The following is an 18,225-nucleotide window of genomic DNA, read 5'->3' on the forward strand; positions in this document are numbered from 1 at the left end:
TCCGAACAGTTTTAAGTGTTAAGCCCACCTTAAGACCTGCCCTGCTACCCCGGTAGACGGGTGAATAGAAGGTGGTGGAGATGGGTGCGCAATCCAATGCGGTGCCAATCATCATCAAGAAGAAACGTGTGTCGGGTGGCGATGGCCACCACGGTGGGGCGTGGAAAGTCGCGTATGCCGACTTTGTGACGGCCATGATGGCGTTCTTCATGTTGATGTGGCTGCTAAATGCAACGACCGAGACACAACGCAAAGGGCTGGCAGACTATTTCTCGCCCACGATCCCGGTCAATCCGGTTTCTGGCGGAGGCGATGGTGCATTTGGCGGCGATAACATGTTCTCAGAAAAAACCATGGTGATGGATGGCTCTGGTGCGAGCAATCGGCACCCCACTGAAGCGAAACAGGCGCGCGGCTCAACCGGTGTAGACGTCCAAAGCGGTGATGCGGGCGCGTTCGAAGATTTTTCGTCGCTTGAGGCTCAACTGCTCGGGCGCGCTGGCGAAAGTCTCGTGTCTGACAAGATGCTCAAGCATATCGTAACCCGTGTTACCGACGAAGGGCTGGTGGTTGAGCTGTTCGCCACAGATGAACAACCGTTATTCGAATCGGGTACGGGTAAGCCGACGCAAATGATGCGCGCGCTGGCACTGCTGGTGGCACGGTCTTCTGATCTGGTGACAAACGCAATAGCGGTCGAAGGTCATGTGCGGTCTGCACCGGTCGTAGTGGCGCATAATCCGGTCTGGGATCTTTCAACCGAACGTGCACAAAGCACCCGTCAATTGCTGCAAAACAAGGGGGTCCAACCAACGCGGCTCGACCGTGTGACCGGGCATGCCGACCGGGAACTGTCGGTCAATAACCCAATGGCGGTCCGCAATGATCGGGTCGAGATCATATTTCTGCGCAATCCCTGCGAGGCAAAGGATAGAACGCATTTTAGGTGTTAGTCCGCTGTTAAGGGGCAGTGCGGTACGTGTTGCATTAACGAAAGACGCAACAAAAAGGCGTGCCGATGACCATTTCCTCTTCGCTGAATGCCGGTGTGGCAGCGCTGAAGGCCAACGCCAACAGGCTGGCCACGATCTCTGACAACATCGCCAACTCGTCGACATTTGGCTACAAAAGGGTTGAGATCGACTTTCACTCCATGGTCACCTCGGGCCAAGGTGGCAGCTATTCGGCAGGCGGTGTCCGAACCACAAGCCAGCGTCTGATCGATCAGCGCGGATCGTTGGTTACTACCAACAACTCAACCGATTTGGCCGTGCGCGGCAGAGGTATGCTACCGGTTCGACCCAGCTCGCAAATCGCGGCGGGCTCGAATGAGATGCTGCTGACCACGACGGGCTCGTTCCGCACCAATGAAGAAGGGTATCTGGTCACACAATCCGGTCTTGTCCTTCTGGGCTGGCGCGCCAATCCGGATGGTTCGATCCCTAGCGTCCCGAGGGACACGCCCGCAGCGCTGGAACCCATTCAGCTGAGCGTTAATCAACTGTCCGGCGCCCCCACAACATCAATGAACCTACGGATGAACCTGCCTGCAACCGCAACCGACGCCGGGGCTCCGGGGGATACGCAACCTCTGTCAGTCGAATATTTTGACAATCTGGGCAAATCCGAAAGCGTCGATATCGAGTTGGTGCCAACCGTTCCCGCAACCGGTAGCAGCAACGAATGGACCATGACATTGCGCGATTCAGCCTCGGGCGGCGCTGTCATCGGAGAATATACACTGACCTTTACCGATAGCCGCACAGCCGGAGGGACGTTGGCCAGCGTCACCGCAGTGTCTGGTGGGGCTTATGACCCGGCAACCGGAAGTGTCGTCGTCAATGTGGCTGGCGGTCCAATGGAGATTAATATCGGCCAGATCGGAGATGCGGACGGAATCACGCAGCTCTCGGACACATTTGCACCGGTTTCGATCACACGCGACGGCTCGGCTGTGGGCACAATGACAAGCGTACAGGTCGACGAGAATGGCTATGTCTATGCATTCTATGACACCGGGGTCAGTCGCCGGATGTTCCAGATTCCGTTGGCAGATGTGCCCAATCCAAACGGGCTGACCGCTTTGGACAGTCAGACTTACGCCCCCTCACGTGACAGTGGCACCTTCTTCTTATGGAACGCAGGTGAAGGTCCGACGGGCGATCTTGTGTCCTTCGCGCGCGAGGAATCGACAACCGATGTTGCCACCGAACTGACGTCGATGATCCAGACCCAACGTGCCTATTCGTCTAGCGCCAAGGTCATCCAGACCGTGGATGAGATGCTGCAGGAAACAACCAATATCAAACGCTGATCCGGTGATTAAGCAACAAAGGGGACGCGCCCGATGAACATGTCGACAGCATTGAACAACGCTCTGGGAGGGTTAAGCGCGGCAAGCCGAGGGGCGGCGGTTGTCTCTGGCAATATCGCAAACGCGCTGACGCCAGGTTATGCACGCAGATCCCTTGAACTGGCGACCAGTCCAATTTCGGGAAACGGCGTTCGTGTCGTCGGGGTCACGCGCCATCATGATCCGGTGCTGATCGCTAACCAGCGCGAGACAGATGCGGATTTCGCAGCCGCCAAGACCATATCTCAGTTTCATTCAAACTATGAAAATCTGATTGGGTCCGCAGATGACGCCACTTCGATCGCAGCTCGGCTCGCACAATTCGAGAGTAGCCTGATTACCGCAGCCAGCTTGCCGGACTCGGCGCGACGCCTGGATCAAGCCGCGCGCGCTGCTCGCGATTTCAGTTCTGCGCTCAACTCAGCGTCCGATGGATTGCGGCATATGCGATCAGATGCTGATCGCACCATTGGTAAGCACGTTGATACTCTGAATCAGACACTGGAAGACATCGAGAAACTGAATGCTCGAATTCCTGCGATCCGTAACTCGGGCGGAGACATCGGTGCCCTTCTCGACCAACGCCAAATTTTGATCGATCAGGTCAATGAACTAGTTCCGGTCAATGTGGTCGCGCGTGAGAATGATCAGGTTTCACTCTACGCGGAGGGCGGGCTGATCCTTATTGAAGGAACCTCCGCCCAGCTCTCGTTCACGACCACCGGCGATACGATGCCACATATGACCGTAGCAAACGGATTGCTGTCCGGGCTCGAAGTCAATGGGCGCCCCATTCGGCTCAGCGGCGATTTCGCGCAAATCAAGGGCGGCGCGCTGATGGCGCAGTTCGCGGTTAGGGATGAACTTGCCGTCGAAGCACAAGCTGACCTCGACGCTGTGGCCCGCGACTTGATTGAGCGGTTCGAAACAGCCGGGCTTGACCCAACTGCAACGACCGCCAATCCCGGACTATTCACCGATGATGGCAATCGCTTTGACGCAACTAGGGAAACCGGGCTTGCGTCGCGCATCTCCTTAAATGTCGTCGTCGATCCGGATGCCGGAGGCGACAGCTGGAAACTGCGCGCAGGATTGGGTGCCTTGACACCCGGTGCCCCTGGAGATGCAAGCCAGTTGCACGCCTTCGGTGTCATTTTGTCAGACGCACGCCCGATTCCCAGTGCCAGCTTCGGGACTGGGTCGATGCGTGCTGCTGAAATTACCGAAGCATTGCTCTCAAAAGCCGGTACAAACGCACATGCAGCGGACCAACGCAGCATCTTTGCAGCAAACGCCCAATTAGAGATGCAGAAAATCGTCGCAGAGCAAGGCGTTGACAGCGATGCCGAACTGCAGCGTTTGATGCAGATCGAGCAGACCTACGCCGCCAACGCCCGCGTTGTTACGGTTGTTGATGAATTGATGGATACCTTGTTGAGGCTATAAACATGGCGTTGAACTCTATCGGTGATCTGGCTCGGGGGTTGACCCTCAGGACCCGCAGCACCGAAATCAAATCGCAAATTGAAACTCTGTCCTATGAGATGTCTACAGGCAAGGTGCAAGATATTTCAGGCCACCTGGGCGGCGACTACGCGCACCTGCTGGATCTGGATCGCAGTCTCGAGCTGTTGGACGCATATTCAATCGCCACCGCCGAGGCGCGACTATTCACGGACGCAATGCAATTGAGCCTGAAAACGTTCAGCGGATCGGTGGCCGAGATATCTGCATCGCTGCTGTCATTTGGTACTGCAAATCAGACCGTGACACATGAGCAGGCCTCGGTTCAGGCCCGCAACGAACTCGACACAATGATCTCAGCGCTGAACACAAGGGCCGGTGGGCGCAGCCTGTATTCCGGGACCTCAACCGATATCTCTCCGTTACTGTCAGCTGAAACTTTGCTGGGGGCACTGCAAGCAGAGTTGTCGGGCCTCACAACCGCAACGGACATCCGCCAAGCCGCCGAAGACTGGTTCGACGACCCAACGGGGTTTGACGCGGTTATTTATCAGGGTGGCGCCGACACCCTGAGCCCGATGCAAATATCCGAGAACGAGAGGGTCTCTCTTCCAATCACCGCTACCGATCCCGCGCTAAAGTCTGCGCTACGCGACGTCGCTGTTGCAGCACTGGCCACAGATGACGCGCTGGCATGGTCTCCAGGTCTGCGTACCGCGCTATTCACAGAGCTCGGCGTTGAATTGGCTAATACTCAGGACGCGACGGTAAACCTGCGCGCCCAGGTTGGTGCCGCCGAAGCACGCATTGAGCAGGCCGCCACTCGCAACGCAGCTGCAAATACAAGCGCCGAGTATGCACGTAGTGAATTGATCTCAGCAGATCCTTACGAAACCGCGGCACGGCTGCAAACTGTGCAGTTCCAGCTGGAAAGTCTTTATTCCGTGACCGTCCGCAACGCCAACCTTTCGCTGGTGAACTTCCTCAGATGAAAATTCTCGCATTCCTGTTGATAATCTTGCCTTGTATCGCAAACGCCGGTGCTATCCGTCTGAAAGATCTGGTTGATTTCGACGGCGTGCGCGGCAACGACCTGGTGGGTTATGGCCTTGTTGTCGGTCTGAACGGTACCGGAGACGGCTTGCGTAACTCTCCGTTTACCGAAGAAATCATGTCCAACATTCTCGAACGGTTGGGTGTGAACGTGAACGGCGAGGATTTTCGCCCGAAGAACGTCGCCGCTGTATTGGTTACAGCCACACTTCCGCCCTTCGCACGTGTCGGTGGTCAAATTGATGTAACCGTCTCTGCGATTGGAGATTCCAAAGGACTTCTTGGAGGTACGCTGATCATGACACCCCTGAACGCGGCAGACGGTCAGATCTATGCCGTGGCCCAGGGAACAGTATTGGCTGGTGGTGCTGCGGTTGAGGGTGACGCCGCTTCGGTCGTAAGCGGCGTTCCCACATCGGGAGTCATACCCTCCGGAGCGCGCGTCGAGCGTGAGATAGACTTTACCCTTTCCGACCTAACGCAACTCAGGCTGGCTTTGAGGGAGCCGGATTTCACGACCGCCAGCCGTATCGAAGCCGCGATAAACACCGAATTTAACCGGGCCGTTGCACTCATGCGCGACTCCGGCACTGTGGAGCTAAGCATCGATGCAACGCGCGCAGTTTCTACCGCCCACGCAATCGGTCGGATCGAGAATATTTTGGTTGAACCCCAAAGCAAGGCCCGTGTTGTCGTCGATCAGAGATCGGGTACAATCGTAATGGGTCGAGATGTCAGGATTTCGCGCGTAGCGGTGTCGCAGGGCAACTTGACCCTCACCGTCGAGGAAGCCCCTATTGCCGTTCAACCCAATCCTTTTGCGCGTGGCGAAACAGTCGTCGTTCCGCGTACTTTTGCTGGAATCGAGGAAGAAGAAGGAACTGGACTGGCGGAAATTCCCGAAGCAACCACTCTTTCCGAAGTGGTTGCCGGGTTGAATGCCTTGGGCGTATCGCCACGCGACATGATCGATATTTTGAAAACCATCAAAGCTGCCGGTGCGCTTCATGCTGAGTTCATCGTCAGATGAGCAGTATCGCAAATGCTATCAACAAAGAACCTCTCTGAATTCGACTTACTTGGATTTCCAACTATCCAGCCAGCGGCGTAATCCTTTGCGTTTTTCATCAATCGCATCACCGGCGGCGTAAAGACCATCTTCCATGTTTTCCAAAACCGGATCGATCTTCTTTTGCCGGAAACGGCGCCACCGGACCCAGATAGCCCATACCAATGCCGCGAATATCGTCAGAAAGATGATATTGAACCAGGGTATGATGCGCACATCAGGTCCATCGACATAGCGAATGAAGATCGCGTTAGGAAAGATCGACATGAACTCATTGCGCCAGCCGTAATGCGTTACGACCACCCAATCGGGGTTTTCCTTGGTCGATTTCGCGTCGTTAGCCTCGGTATAGAGGTTCGCCGTGTCGAACTTGAAATAGGGCGGCCAGCCCCAGCCGGTGTCTTCGTTGCGATAGACAATGGGCTTTCCGTTGGCGCGCACCGCCTGAATGAACTGCACATCGCGGTTTGACAGGCTCGTGGATTGATCCTCGGGTTCAGACCAGAATATTCGGGTCCAATCCGTCAGGTCCTGACGTTCCTCATAGGTGTTGACGATCCGCACAACATCGTGCTGCGGTAGAGAATACTGCAGGATCACGGCAACCGTGCCCCAGAAGATGATAATGAACGCCCATTTTACATAGGCCATGCCTTAACCCTCACATGTAATTCACGATGTAGATCAGCGCGCCAATCGCCACCCAAGGCACAATATAGACACCCAAAATCAATTTGCGCCGGAACGAATTGTCGTAGACGTGCAAACCACGCGCAACAAACGCTTCTTTGTTACCGGTTTTGCCCTTTTCGTCCCACCAGGTTTCCAGCTTTTGCCGCCTGACGCTGCGCGAATAAAAGGACAGCGCGAAATAGGCGATCGTCTGGACAACCAGCAGGATCAGCAACAGGCGCATTGCTCCGAACATCTCAATCCCGCCCAACCGCGCCCCAGGGGCCAACCCGTGCGATGACCGTTTCGCTGCCCCGGTCGTTACCGCTCATGTCCGGCTCATGGCCAAACAAGGCCGCACGGGCACCAGCCTTGTCCACCTGATACTCTCGCGCAAGGAAATCGGCAACATAGGCTTTCTTGGCCTCGGGCCAGTTCGTGTAGGTCTTATAGAACAGCTCCTTGTGGCAGATGAACAGCTGGCGCGGGTCCAGCGGTGCAAGCTCTGCCAGCAGCATGTTCACCAGATCGCGGTTCGGCGTATCGGCTGCGCGCAAGGTATAGAAATAGGCCGGATGGTCCGAAGTGATGCGCGGCCAACGCCCGCCATCTGTCGCCCAGCGCAATAGTTGCGCGAGGCCGTGATACGCTTCGGGTAGGCGATCCGCGTGATTGCGGGCGAGGCGGCGCATGTCGCTGCGGTCCAACCCGCTCAGATCAACATCCGCGTCAGCAGCCGCAGCAATGGTCAGAAAGTCCATTTTCTGTTGCAGGATCGCGGCAGCATCCACGCCGCGGGCCTTGACGATGGGTTCGACCAGATCGTTGTAGTCCAGAAACTTTGCAATCTGGTTTCGCTGCGACGGGCCAAAAACGTATTTGATCGGCATTTCGTCGGGCTTTTCGCCCATGCAAATCGCCGCCGGGTGATCCATATCCGGGAACAGGTAGAGCCCGCCAAAGTGTGCCGTCCAGAAATTACGCTGTTCGAACGCCGTGTGGCGCAGGTGAACAGGGTTGCGGGTGACGTCGCCGGTTTCCTTGGCTGTCTCGATCATCTTGGCGATCAGCACGTCGTCGAACCAGGCGTCCTCTTCGGTTTTGAAACGTTCGACCATGCCCGCTAGCTGCTGGGCCTTGCGCAGGGTGCCGCCTGCGGTATCAGCCTCAATTTCGATCTTGCTTAGGTTCAACAGGTCGCGCGGGGTGGTGAGTTTGATGACCGAGTTCACCAGCTCTCCGGCCACCGCATCGGTGGCGGTCAGGGCGAACAGCTGCGCCTCATTCATCTCGATGAATTCGCGCAGGATATCGCGCGAGGTCGAGAATCTCACGTTCAGCAACGGTGCGCGTTTCTGCTCGGTCGTCAGCAGGATGAACTGCCGGTTGACCCCGTTGGGATTGAGGTAAAGCTCGTCCTCCAGCTCAATCCCCACCTCGGGTGAATAGCCCGAAATATCGACATGAAAATCCGTCAGCGCCGTGGTCTTGCCCGCCAGATGCTGCAGCGCACGGTTATACCGCTCGACCAGAGCCGGGCTGGAGACGTGGACGAGGTTGCCGAACATCAGGCCTTTTTCGATGAGGCGGATCATAACGATTAACTCCTAGACAGTCTCATCAATCCAAAGATTTGGATTGTCTGCTAGGCTTTGAAAGTGAATATACATAGACTCTAGGTCCAAAGCCTTCAGTCGTGCTCTATAGCGTTCTGATAGCCGCGGTTTAATTTCGACAATTTCGCGCAGCATCTCGAGAACTTCGGAGTAAGAACCCTCAAGTTTTGGGCGATCTTCCAATTGACCGCGCTCATTGTAATCAAGAATCCGCTTTGAGCTGTCTTTCAAATAGAATGCTAGGAGTTGAAAATAGGCGTCGATTCGTTCTCCATCCGGTTCAAACTTTTCAATTAGCTTGATTGCTCCCTTAGCCCCGCCTTTTCCATCTTCTGCAGGCGTGACATATATCCATCTCGGAAAGTGGCTTCTAAAGCAAAAATCTGCCAAATTTTTAAGTAGTTGATCAAAAAGCTCAGCAGTTTCTTTTTCGGATCGCAGTCGTTTTTCAATTTTAGCTAGTGTAGCTTGCTGCGACATAGACTGCGCCATTTCTTGCGTTGCTTCACGCTGTTCTTTCATTTCCCCCCTGGTAAGTCGAAGTTCTTCTCGCTGCGCCGACAACTCCTTACTTTGTAAAAGTACCGTAACAATGATCCAGAGAAACGCGAGCGTTCCAGCAAAGCCAGCTAATGTATCCCCAACCACGTTCGGAGGCGAATAAAGAAACGCTACCAACTTAGACGGGCAGTTTTCGCCTTGGCATGATGGAAGGCCGGAAATAAGAAAAGTAGTTATTAAAAGTCCGATAGTAATCAACGTGCCAAACTTTATTAGCCTATCTTGTTTATTCCATCGCAAGCGGACGACAGCAAGTTTCCAACGAAGTGTTGGGAAATTTACGGCACAAAGTATCGCCAAAGTCAGAAAGGTGGCCGCGGCTACAAACCAAATCCAAATAACGGGAATGTTGATACCAAAATACGTCACTCCTCCCCCTCCAGATACCGCCGCTTGGCTTCTTCCATCCGGCCCATCTCGCGGACGGCGTTCTCGATGGCGACCTCGTCGCTCTTATCGGCATAGCGGAACTCGCTGTCGGCGTAGCGGTTGATTTCCTGCATCACCATTTCCACCGTGATCGGCTGGCGCAGGTCCTCGATCATCGCCTTCTTGCTGTCGTAGTCGCGGAACAGGAACAGGTCGGGGTTTTCCATCCATTCGTCGGGCAGTTCGAAATCCATCGCGCGGACCTTGACCGCGTCGGTGATGTTCTTGATCGCGCGGCCGGTGAACCGTTCATCCGCCTGTTGGATCGCCTTGAGGTAGGTGCCCAACTTGGCGATGGTGTCCATCTGGCCGATCTCGCCGGAGACCTGGTCATAGACCTGCAGCAAGGCATCCTCATGCGGGCGGGAGTGGCTTTCGAAACTGGCGGCGACGGCCTTTTTAATTTCCTGCGCAGCATAGGCTTCATGCTCGCCCAGCGGGATGTCGTGGTTGCGGCCCATCAGCAGGTGCAGAATGTCGATGTAGTCCTCGCGCGTCTGCGGCCCGTCCACCAGGAACCGCGCGCCCGCCCGCTGGCGCAGGGCATCGTCCACATTCTCGGGGTAGTTCGAGAACATGCCAAAGGTGCAGTTGCCGCGCACGACGGTGTTGGCGCCCGCAAAGCTCTCCATCAGCACGGCGGTGATTTCCAGCTGCCCGGCCGAGGACTGCCGGTCGCCGCGCTTGCCCGCAAGCTGGTCGATATCGTCGATTGTGCCGAAACCGATGACTGAGGGGTCGATGATTGTGTTGATAAAGGCCTTGGCGTTCTGGCCGGATTTACCTTGATAGCTGTCGATATTGTCGGTGCTGAGGTTCTGATAGCGGAACGGGTAACCTGCGTTCTGACAATAGTCGTTGATCAGCCCGGCCATCATCTGGATCAGTGTGGTCTTGCCGGTGCCCGGTTTGCCGTCGCCCATGAAGGTAAAGATGAACCCGCCGAGTTCCGCAAACGGGTTCAGGCGGCGGTCAAAGTCATAAGCCATAACCATCTTGGCCAGCTTCATGGCCTGATATTTGGCGATATGGTTGCCCACCACTTCGTTCGGTTTCTTGAACGTCATGGTCAGAGTGGTGGATTTGGCCTTGGAGGCGGGTTCGAACCCTCGAATGGTCAGGTCATCGGCCTCGATATGCCAGGCAGCATTCTGGAACGGCGCCAGATGGCCTGCGGACTGGGCGCGCAGGGCGGCCTTCTCCATCAGTTGTTCGGCATAGGCGCTGGTGGCCGCGATCAGGTTGGCGTCGTCGGGGGCGTGTTTGGCCAGCGTTTGATCCAGCTCCCACAACGCGCCATGCAGAGCAAGTTGGCCGTTGTCGGTCAGAACCTCTTCGATCTCAATGATGTCGACGGTGGTTTCGCCCAAATGCGAGGAGATCAGATAGGCCAGCGCATTGCCAAAAGTATGTGACGTGATCAGAGCCTCAGCGGTCAGCAATTCCGAGAATTCGGTCTTGCGGGCGGCAGGCAGATCTCCGGCCAAATTCGCGCGCTTCAGATCGGCCAGCGGAGTCTGTTCCGCATAAGCCTCGGCCACGGCCAGAGCGATTGCGATGGCACGTCGTATCGCCTGTTGCGAAGTCGCCTGTGGTGGTGAGACCAGAGTATCCCCGTCATCTGAAGCTTCGATCCGCTCGACCAGATGCACCCCGTCCCTGCGGGCAGTACGGCGTGTCACCAAACCCGGCGTCGTCGACCGAAAGCGCCGCCCGGTAGAGACACCAGGGGACCGTTCGACAGTCGTTTCAACCACTTTGGCAATCCGCGGAGCATGCTCGAAACCGTTCAGTAAGGCAGTCGCTGCCGGGTAGTGCTTGCGAATGTCGTCTTCGCGCAATTCCATCTGATCTGACGTCAAACTCATGTTTTTCCTCGCAATGCCGGGCTGAAGCCCGGCCTACTTAAATTCTGTAGGGCGGGCTTCAGCCCGCCACTGGTCTCAATATCTCAGCACCTGTCCGGCCTTGCTGACCACGAACTTGCGCACGTCTGCAAACCCCGGCGGGTTGCGTTCGGCCAGCACCTGAAACGGACGCTGGGGCAGGATGATCGAGCGCTGGGTTCGGGTGGCCCCGGTTTCGGCTCCTTGCCCGCCGAACGGGTCCAACGCAAAGACCTCGCGCTCGACGGTCGAGAACCAGCCGGCGCGTTCTTCAATCACCTCTTCGCTTTCCAATTCCTCGGTGGTCCAGGCCAACGCCCAATCCTGGCCTTGCGGAGATTGCGCGTCCTCAAGCACCTGCCGCAGCGGGCCGGATTGTTCGGTATAAGCCGAGGAATACATCGGCCCTACATGAATACGGCGCAGATGCTTGGGATGCAGGTCATCGAAATCCTGATCGAAGCCCTTGGCAATCGTCACCAGTTTCAACCCGCCCAGCGACTGCGCCATCAGATGCGCCTGCACCTCGGGCCAGCGGCGTTGATCCTTGGGCAGGGCAGTTTTGCCACTGTCCTCCAACTGCATCAGATAAATGACCGGCAGGTTGATCTGGCTGTCATAGACCGCCCAGTGGATCATAAACTTGCGCCGCTCGTCCTCATTCCCGATCCAGTGACATTCGGGATCGTTGCGGGCCCAGAACAGCTGACCTTTCAACAATTCCTCGTAATAGAGCCTTTGGGACAGCGCGAATTGCAGTTTGGTGGGGATTTCCTGATCGCCGATGATCGTTCGCACCATGTCGGTTTTCAGGTCGTCTTCCGAGGGCATATTGGCCAGATGCACCTGCGCCTGCTGCGCGTCATTGGCCATCGTCAGCAACTCGGCCGCTACCGGAAACCCGCTGTCGCGCTTGTCCATGGCGAGGCTGCCAAAGAACCGCCCCGTATCGCGCCCGACCAGCAGATATTTCATGGATAGCGCGCGGAAGGTGTAGAGCAGCCCCGATAGGTAGCGCGACACGATCCGCACCTCTTGCTTGCTGATCGCGCCCTCGGCCTCCATCGTCGCGGCCACGCGCAGGAGGTGGACGGTGATCACCTCGAATTTGCGGAAGTAGCGCTGCGAGGCGAAAGTGTCGGTCAGGCCGACATGGTCTTGGGTGGGGTTAGTTTCGACCACGGATAAATTTCCTGTATCTGCCCCAATCTTCAAAGACGAGCCGGAAACGATCCCGCCAAAAACCAAAGGCTTCGGCTGACGTCATACCATCACTGTGAAGTATTTCTTCATACATATTCACCATGCCGAACCAAAAAGCTGGCACCACAATACGGACGACGAAATAGACGTAGGCCGGTAATAGCAGCACTCCGAAAATAACTGCGATACCCTCCACGTTGGCTGCATTGTGCAGGCCCAAAAGCGCCAAAACCCACAGTGCTAATACATAAACAACCAACGCAATTGCCAATACCGGCATCAACACGACCATTGGGCCAAACATCAATATGAAAGAGGCCATTTACCCCCCATACAAATTCTTATCATGCTTCTCGACAATCGAGGCAAACCGACGGGCAAAACGTTCATCCGCTTTGGCCTTTTTTTCCAGCACGTCGCGGGCAAAGACCATGTGGTCCTCATGCGCCTCAAGCATGTCGGCCATTTTCTGGTTGGTCGCGGTACCGATGGCGGCCATGGCGGTTTGCGCCTCTTGGTCGGTCTGCACGCCGATCTCGTTGATGCGATGGGCCACGTCCTGCTGTTGCGCGGTTTTCAGCGATTTGGTCAGCGCGTCATACAGCACGACGCGCTGTTGGGTGTCTGTCTGCAGCTTGTTGATCAGCACCATCTGCGTCGCCGCCTGGTTCTGCAGTGAATCGACCCAGGTCTTGCCCTTCTCGATATACCGCTCCAGCGTCTGGGACTTGGCCAACTTGACCTGCTCTTCCTGAACCTTGGCGTTGTATTGCTTGTTCAACTCGGCCAGTTCAGTCTCTAACTGGGTCCGCGCGGCGGCGTCCTGTTCGACGCTGATCTTGTTCTCCAGCGTGATGATCGTCGGGTCCATGCCCTGAATTTCAGCCCGCAACGCTTCCAGTTCGGCCACCGTGGCTTCGCGGTCGTCCAAAGTGCCACTCAGATTGTCCTCAACCTTCACACGCTGCTCTTCCAGCACCGACAACTGCCCCTCCAGCAGCTTCACGATCACGTCGGATTTGGCGATCAGGTCCTGCAGCTTGTCGTCGATATTTGCTGTGCGCATCCGCTCCTGCCGCATCGACTCGGATTTGGCTTTGGCGAAGATGCCAACAAACGACTCCCACCCGGTTTTCGAGCGCATCTCGTCGAAATCCTTGGAAAACGCATTGGTGACATCATCCAAACCCATGATCAGCTCGGCGATGTTTGCGTTCATCACCTCGGTATGGGCGTGCACATCCTCGAGCGTTGCATTTTCGATGTCGATATCCGCCTCGGCGGTGCCAATCTTGGCCCGTGCCGCTTCGATCCGCGAAGTCAACCCTTCGATCTGCGACTGACTTTCGCGCACTTTGGCCTGAGTTTCCTGAATCAACGCTTCAAACTGCTGGTTCGACATCTGTCCTATTCCTTTTTTTCTTATCTACCCAATAAGATAGGGGATGTTACACAGATTTACATCCCTCTAAGTGTTAAATCCCCACGAAGATTGGCAAATTCAGACATGAAATGAAAGAAGGGATACCATAGACTGAAACGCCAAGATGGATTTCCCGAAACATCCAAATTGCTCTTTAATCTATGAAGAAGTGATTTGTAATTTTGTCAGTCGCGTCATTATCGTAGACACTCGATAAATACGCGCGCTCGATATCATCATCAAAAAGAGAAAGAACTTCATTCAGTTGCCTTTGCTCCATCAGTTCCGGGACGAATCGAAAAACGGTTCGCATTACATAACGGCAGTCAATCTTTTCAGGATCACAAAGATCAAATTCTTGTTTGATCGTATCGATCAAAAACTCATCTTGTAGCCGATCCAGGAACTGCCTTTCTGCGCTGGAAGAACCGAGTTCTATTGATTTTCTTATCCATATGGCTTTTTCATTCCGTCGTGCACCGCACATTTCTTGGACTGAGAGCTTAGGTGATACTGATCGATATTGATCTTGGAAGCGGGCATCCTGAAATAGATCCCTACAGTATAGTCCCGTCCAAAAGCCATGGCTTTCGACGATATCCGGCTTGGTGAAGTCTAGTACATAATCGGCAATACCCGGATTTTTGTGCAAGTTCGCCATAACCGGACTACCAAGCATTCCAAGATCAAGAATATTGAACTGCTTGTGCCATGACATCACACCAAGATCCGGGTTAGATACCAACGGTCGTCGGATTTCGTTGTTCTGAGCAATCGCATTGAATTCTCGACGCACTTGATCAAAACCATCGACTGCCCAGCCAAGATAGTAAGGCTCCGTTCGATACATCCAGACCGAAGCAACAACGCCAACTACAGCAATAGTACGAAGTTCAACAATTCTTCGCGACGCAACAGCGTGATAAACACACCATGTCGGGAGCAGGAGAGAAACGACCGTGACATAGCTGTAAGTGCGCATCCAATCGATCCGAGGACGGCCCAAGAATACAGGAGAAATAAGCGCCACGCACAAGACAACTAATATCGCAGAAATCAGAAATTTATCAGCAGCGTCCATCCCCAATCTGAAGACAAGTGGTAGGCAAACAACGGCTAGCCACCAGCCACCTTGCACAAAGTTATAAGCCGATACCTGCATTCCTTCGACCATTGGTTGAACGGATCCTGATAACAGCGCCTGCACTCGGTCAAGTGGAGAAATACCCTGCGCCGCAGCGGTATTTGGGAAGAATTCTCCGAAATAGGCAAATCGAATTCCATGAATGACGACACATAGCGCCGCAACCAAAAACGAAAACTTTAGCGCCCCAAATGAATGAAACTTGCGCTGCCAATAGACTGAAAACAAACCTAATAAAGCCACTATAGTAAGCAGAAGCTCCAGCCTTACAAAGCACGTTAGGACCAAGGGAATGGCCCAGAGGAACGACACGCGCTTGCACCTTATCATCCGAACAAGCCCTGCGATGCTCAGTACGATTAGGAAATGAGTTAAAGCGTTTTCCATCCCGGACCCATGCCAGAGGAAAAATGGATACACAAAACTCAATGCGAGCGACAATAGCAGAATAGAAAACAGACCTTCGGCCCTTGAAACGCCAAGTGCCAAAGCTACCGCCGCGCCCAATAGCAATGTCGCAACAAGCGTTTGTAAAAAGGCAAATGATGCGTAATTAATGCCGGTCATAGCATAGGTAGCGGCATATAGAATCATTTGCACAGGGCTGGAAGATGCTTCGACAATTGGGCCAGAGGGACTTACGCCGACAAAGCCAAAGTCAACAAGGTTTCGCCCTGCACTCATTGTAATGACACCATCGTCACGCGTTTGATACAGGCTAGCGTCAATCATGCCATATCTGACAAAGAACACTGCGACTAGAATGCACGCCGCGCAGATTAAATAATTTGAGACGGAAAACTTGGACAAGTGGTGCTTAGAATAACTGTTCAACGCTTCTTGCCCAAAAAATTTAGCCCGAGGAAATCAGGGATGATGTATTTACGATAGATATCTGTTTCGGTCGGCGACCGGAACTCATTGTTCTCTGTACCCAGATAAAATTGGCAAAAACGGCACACCTCGGCATTCGAATCGCGATAGGCTAATTTGCCAGAAGTCGGTCCATTCGGTCATTACTCTGGAACGACAACGCCCCGCGTCTGGAGGAACGCGGGGCGTGTGTTGCGATAACCCAGAGAGGAGAAGATTATCGCGACGTGATCAAAGGCGTTAGTTCACGGCTTTTGCGTCAACCACATCCTTTTCGATGGCATTTGCCGAAGAGATCTCGATTCGGCGCGGCTTAAGGGCTTCGGGCACTTCGCGCTTCAGGTCGATGTTCAGCATGCCGTTCTCATGGCTTGCGCCGGTGACGCGAACGTGGTCGGCCAGGGCGAAACGGCGCTCGAATGCGCGGGTCGCGATGCCACGGTGCAGGTAGCTGCGATCCTTGTCCTCGGCGGATTTCTTGCCAGAGACAACCAACGAATTTTCTTTTACTTCAACTGACAGATCAGCTTCAGAGAACCCGGCAACAGCGACCGAGATGCGATAGGTGTCAGCATCGGTCTTTTCAATGTTGTAAGGGGGATAGCTGGGCTGAGCCACGTCGTTGGTCAGAACCCTGTCCATCATGTCTGCGATCTGATCGAAACCGATAGTGGCGCGGTGAAGCGGTGCAAAGTCAAATGTACGCATGTCGTATCCTCATCATTGAGCGATTTACGAATTTGCCCTCCGGTATGGACGGGCGGTGAGTTTCCCGGACCCCAATCGTGGCGATCCGGTAAAACTCACATGGGAAGCAGTTTGTTCGGGTTCAAGACCCGCCGGCGCTGATGAATTTGGCACCCGAGCTGGATTTGTCTGATCCGGGCTGCAATCTGCGGATCGTGGCCGTTGGCCGGGGTGCATCACGGCGCAGGATCGCCTTCAATTCTGAAACGATTCCCGACAACTCCATACCGTAGCCGACTTTCTGACCTCCATTCGTTGAAATTGCCGAGGCAACCGACAATATCTGCCAGCGCGGCCCCTTCTTTGCCAGAATGGCCGAGCCAGACGATCCAAATGTGACGTCGCAGTTAAACACGATCAGGCCCTGTCCACGCTGAAGAATGTGACAGGATCGCTGCCGCAGGATCGCGTCTTCCCTGCCGCGCCCATAAGATGCGACGCTGATTTCATTGTCGGTTACGCGGCCACTGTGCAGGGCAAACGGATCAGCAATAGAGTAGGGAATCGGCTCTTCGAGCCGCATTAGAGCCACATCCACCCGAACCCGAGGGGCCGAGACAGGGGCGTTCGCGACAAAATCCGGGTGCGCGGCGATCTGGATAACCTTCCGCTCGGCCAGCGCTTCGCCATCGCTTAGCCCGGCGCGAAATGTCACTTCGCCGGGGGCGTATGATTTACCAGTCGCCTTGTCCAGCGCGCAGTGGGCAGCCGTCAATACGATATCCTGAGCAATCAATGTACCCGTGCAAAAACCCTTATCGCCAAAATCCAGTCGGCCAACCGCTTCCCATCCGTACAGATCATCCCGGTCAGTCAGACGGCGCTTGTTTCCGGTCTGGGCCTGAGATGTGGTTGCAAGAACGGAAAAACATAAAATAATTTTGAATAATAACCGGGTCATGGCTTAACGAATTTTGCTCCAAGATGTTTGGTGTTGTTGTCCAGAGACGCGTTCATACCTCGCCCTTGGGAAAGCTCGGCCTGCAACAATTCCAAAGATTCGTTCAAGTCGGTGCCCAGCGCAACGCGTTGACCCTGCATTTCAGCTTTGGCGGCTACGACTGAAACGATGCGAGGGCGTTCACCCTCAAACGAAAAAATCGGCGCACCGGACGCTCCGAAATCCACGTCACAAGACATGATCAGGATGCCCGCCTGACGGCCGATGACTGAACAGACCTCTTGCAGAGACGGTGCTTCGGACCGGTCATGGGCGTAAGAGACAACACCGACCTCTTCACCGCGAGTTGGGCGGTGTCCGGTTTCAAAAGGTATGACCGATGTGTTGCGGATCGGCTGCCAGAGCTCGATCAATGCGATATCGTGACGTACGCGTGTCGCCGATAAATCACCGACATATTTATATTCCGGATGCACCACCGTGCGCCGTGCCGGTCGATATGCCGACGCATGCCCAAGACGCCAACCCGCCAAAAACTCGATCCGCGCCGGATCAATCCGCTGTTTCGTCGCTTTATCGAAAAGGCAATGCGCTGCGGTCAGAACCAGCGTTGGAGATATGAGCGATCCGGTGCAGAACCCGGTTCCATCAATATCCAGCCGACCAACCGCCATCCACTCTCGTCCAGCGTCAGTGGTATCAAGGCTTTTAAGCCCTGAATCCTGCGCCTGCCCTGCCAAAGGCAGCAAGCTAAGCGTAATAGCCGTGATCCAGTTGCGCACACAGGTCTCCGGTCAAGTGGTCCGATCAACATTCGTATGCTGTGGGTAC

At 54.9% G+C, this 18,225-nt stretch carries 17 protein-coding genes; 5 read left to right on the top strand and 12 right to left on the bottom strand.

Annotated elements, in window-relative coordinates; all coding sequences use genetic code 11:
• Positions 1-80 precede the first annotated feature (80 nt).
• The 5 genes from AC2FI7_RS20655 to AC2FI7_RS20675 all read left to right on the top strand — a co-directional run bounded on the left by AC2FI7_RS20655 (position 81) and on the right by AC2FI7_RS20675 (position 5,900).
• Positions 81-953 carry a flagellar motor protein MotB gene (locus tag AC2FI7_RS20655; RefSeq protein ID WP_496816884.1) on the top strand — a complete coding sequence of 291 codons (873 nt, stop codon included), beginning with the start codon at positions 81-83 and terminating at the stop codon, positions 951-953.
• A 65-nt stretch (positions 954-1,018) separates the two neighbouring features.
• Complete coding sequence (locus AC2FI7_RS20660) at positions 1,019-2,314, top strand: flagellar hook protein FlgE (RefSeq protein ID WP_120981298.1); 1,296 nt, start codon at positions 1,019-1,021, stop codon at positions 2,312-2,314.
• A 33-nt stretch (positions 2,315-2,347) separates the two neighbouring features.
• Positions 2,348-3,799 carry a flagellar hook-associated protein FlgK gene (flgK, locus tag AC2FI7_RS20665; RefSeq protein ID WP_010438825.1) on the top strand — a complete coding sequence of 484 codons (1,452 nt, stop codon included), beginning with the start codon at positions 2,348-2,350 and terminating at the stop codon, positions 3,797-3,799.
• Between the two features lie 2 nt (positions 3,800-3,801).
• Positions 3,802-4,809: a flagellin gene (locus AC2FI7_RS20670; RefSeq protein ID WP_010438823.1), complete on the top strand. Its 1,008-nt coding sequence runs from the start codon at positions 3,802-3,804 to the stop codon at positions 4,807-4,809.
• A complete protein-coding gene (locus AC2FI7_RS20675) occupies positions 4,806-5,900 on the top strand; it encodes a flagellar basal body P-ring protein FlgI (RefSeq protein WP_170781775.1) in 1,095 nt (364 codons plus the stop codon). The genes AC2FI7_RS20670 and AC2FI7_RS20675 overlap by 4 nt, the downstream gene beginning before the upstream one ends.
• Before the next feature lie 45 nt (positions 5,901-5,945).
• Here the strand turns inward: AC2FI7_RS20675 and AC2FI7_RS20680 are convergent, their stop codons facing one another.
• The 12 genes from AC2FI7_RS20680 to AC2FI7_RS20735 all read right to left on the bottom strand — a co-directional run bounded on the left by AC2FI7_RS20680 (position 5,946) and on the right by AC2FI7_RS20735 (position 18,176).
• Positions 5,946-6,590 carry a DUF1523 family protein gene (locus tag AC2FI7_RS20680; RefSeq protein ID WP_010438818.1) on the bottom strand — a complete coding sequence of 215 codons (645 nt, stop codon included), beginning with the start codon at positions 6,588-6,590 and terminating at the stop codon, positions 5,946-5,948.
• A 10-nt stretch (positions 6,591-6,600) separates the two neighbouring features.
• Entirely contained in the window at positions 6,601-6,867 is a 267-nt protein-coding gene (locus AC2FI7_RS20685) for a hypothetical protein (protein ID WP_010438816.1), read from the bottom strand.
• Position 6,868: 1 nt separating this feature from the next.
• A complete protein-coding gene (locus AC2FI7_RS20690; protein WP_496816885.1) occupies positions 6,869-8,206 on the bottom strand; it encodes a DUF6638 family protein in 1,338 nt (445 codons plus the stop codon).
• Between the two features lie 12 nt (positions 8,207-8,218).
• Positions 8,219-9,157, bottom strand: coding sequence for a hypothetical protein (locus AC2FI7_RS20695; RefSeq protein ID WP_496816886.1), 939 nt, complete (start codon positions 9,155-9,157; stop codon positions 8,219-8,221).
• Positions 9,154-11,085: an AAA family ATPase gene (locus AC2FI7_RS20700; protein ID WP_496816887.1), complete on the bottom strand. Its 1,932-nt coding sequence runs from the start codon at positions 11,083-11,085 to the stop codon at positions 9,154-9,156. The genes AC2FI7_RS20695 and AC2FI7_RS20700 overlap by 4 nt, the downstream gene beginning before the upstream one ends.
• 75 nt (positions 11,086-11,160) lie before the next feature.
• Positions 11,161-12,285: a hypothetical protein gene (locus tag AC2FI7_RS20705; protein ID WP_496816888.1), complete on the bottom strand. Its 1,125-nt coding sequence runs from the start codon at positions 12,283-12,285 to the stop codon at positions 11,161-11,163.
• A complete protein-coding gene (locus AC2FI7_RS20710) occupies positions 12,272-12,628 on the bottom strand; it encodes a hypothetical protein (protein ID WP_010438804.1) in 357 nt (118 codons plus the stop codon). Before AC2FI7_RS20710 ends, AC2FI7_RS20705 begins: the two co-directional genes overlap by 14 nt.
• Entirely contained in the window at positions 12,629-13,708 is a 1,080-nt protein-coding gene (locus AC2FI7_RS20715; protein ID WP_010438800.1) for a coiled-coil domain-containing protein, read from the bottom strand.
• A 175-nt stretch (positions 13,709-13,883) separates the two neighbouring features.
• Positions 13,884-15,605, bottom strand: a complete 1,722-nt coding sequence (locus AC2FI7_RS20720; RefSeq protein ID WP_010438797.1) for an LTA synthase family protein — start codon at positions 15,603-15,605, stop codon at positions 13,884-13,886.
• Between the two features lie 381 nt (positions 15,606-15,986).
• The gene (locus AC2FI7_RS20725) at positions 15,987-16,454 is read right to left on the bottom strand and encodes an Hsp20 family protein (protein ID WP_010438794.1); all 468 of its coding nucleotides are present in this window, start codon (positions 16,452-16,454) and stop codon (positions 15,987-15,989) included.
• Between the two features lie 121 nt (positions 16,455-16,575).
• Positions 16,576-17,394, bottom strand: coding sequence for a trypsin-like serine peptidase (locus AC2FI7_RS20730; RefSeq protein ID WP_010438791.1), 819 nt, complete (start codon positions 17,392-17,394; stop codon positions 16,576-16,578).
• Positions 17,391-18,176: a trypsin-like serine peptidase gene (locus tag AC2FI7_RS20735; RefSeq protein ID WP_010438788.1), complete on the bottom strand. Its 786-nt coding sequence runs from the start codon at positions 18,174-18,176 to the stop codon at positions 17,391-17,393. The genes AC2FI7_RS20730 and AC2FI7_RS20735 overlap by 4 nt, the downstream gene beginning before the upstream one ends.
• Positions 18,177-18,225: the final 49 nt, after the last annotated feature.

The sequence above is a fragment of the Ruegeria sp. YTSA064 genome, from assembly GCF_059610325.1.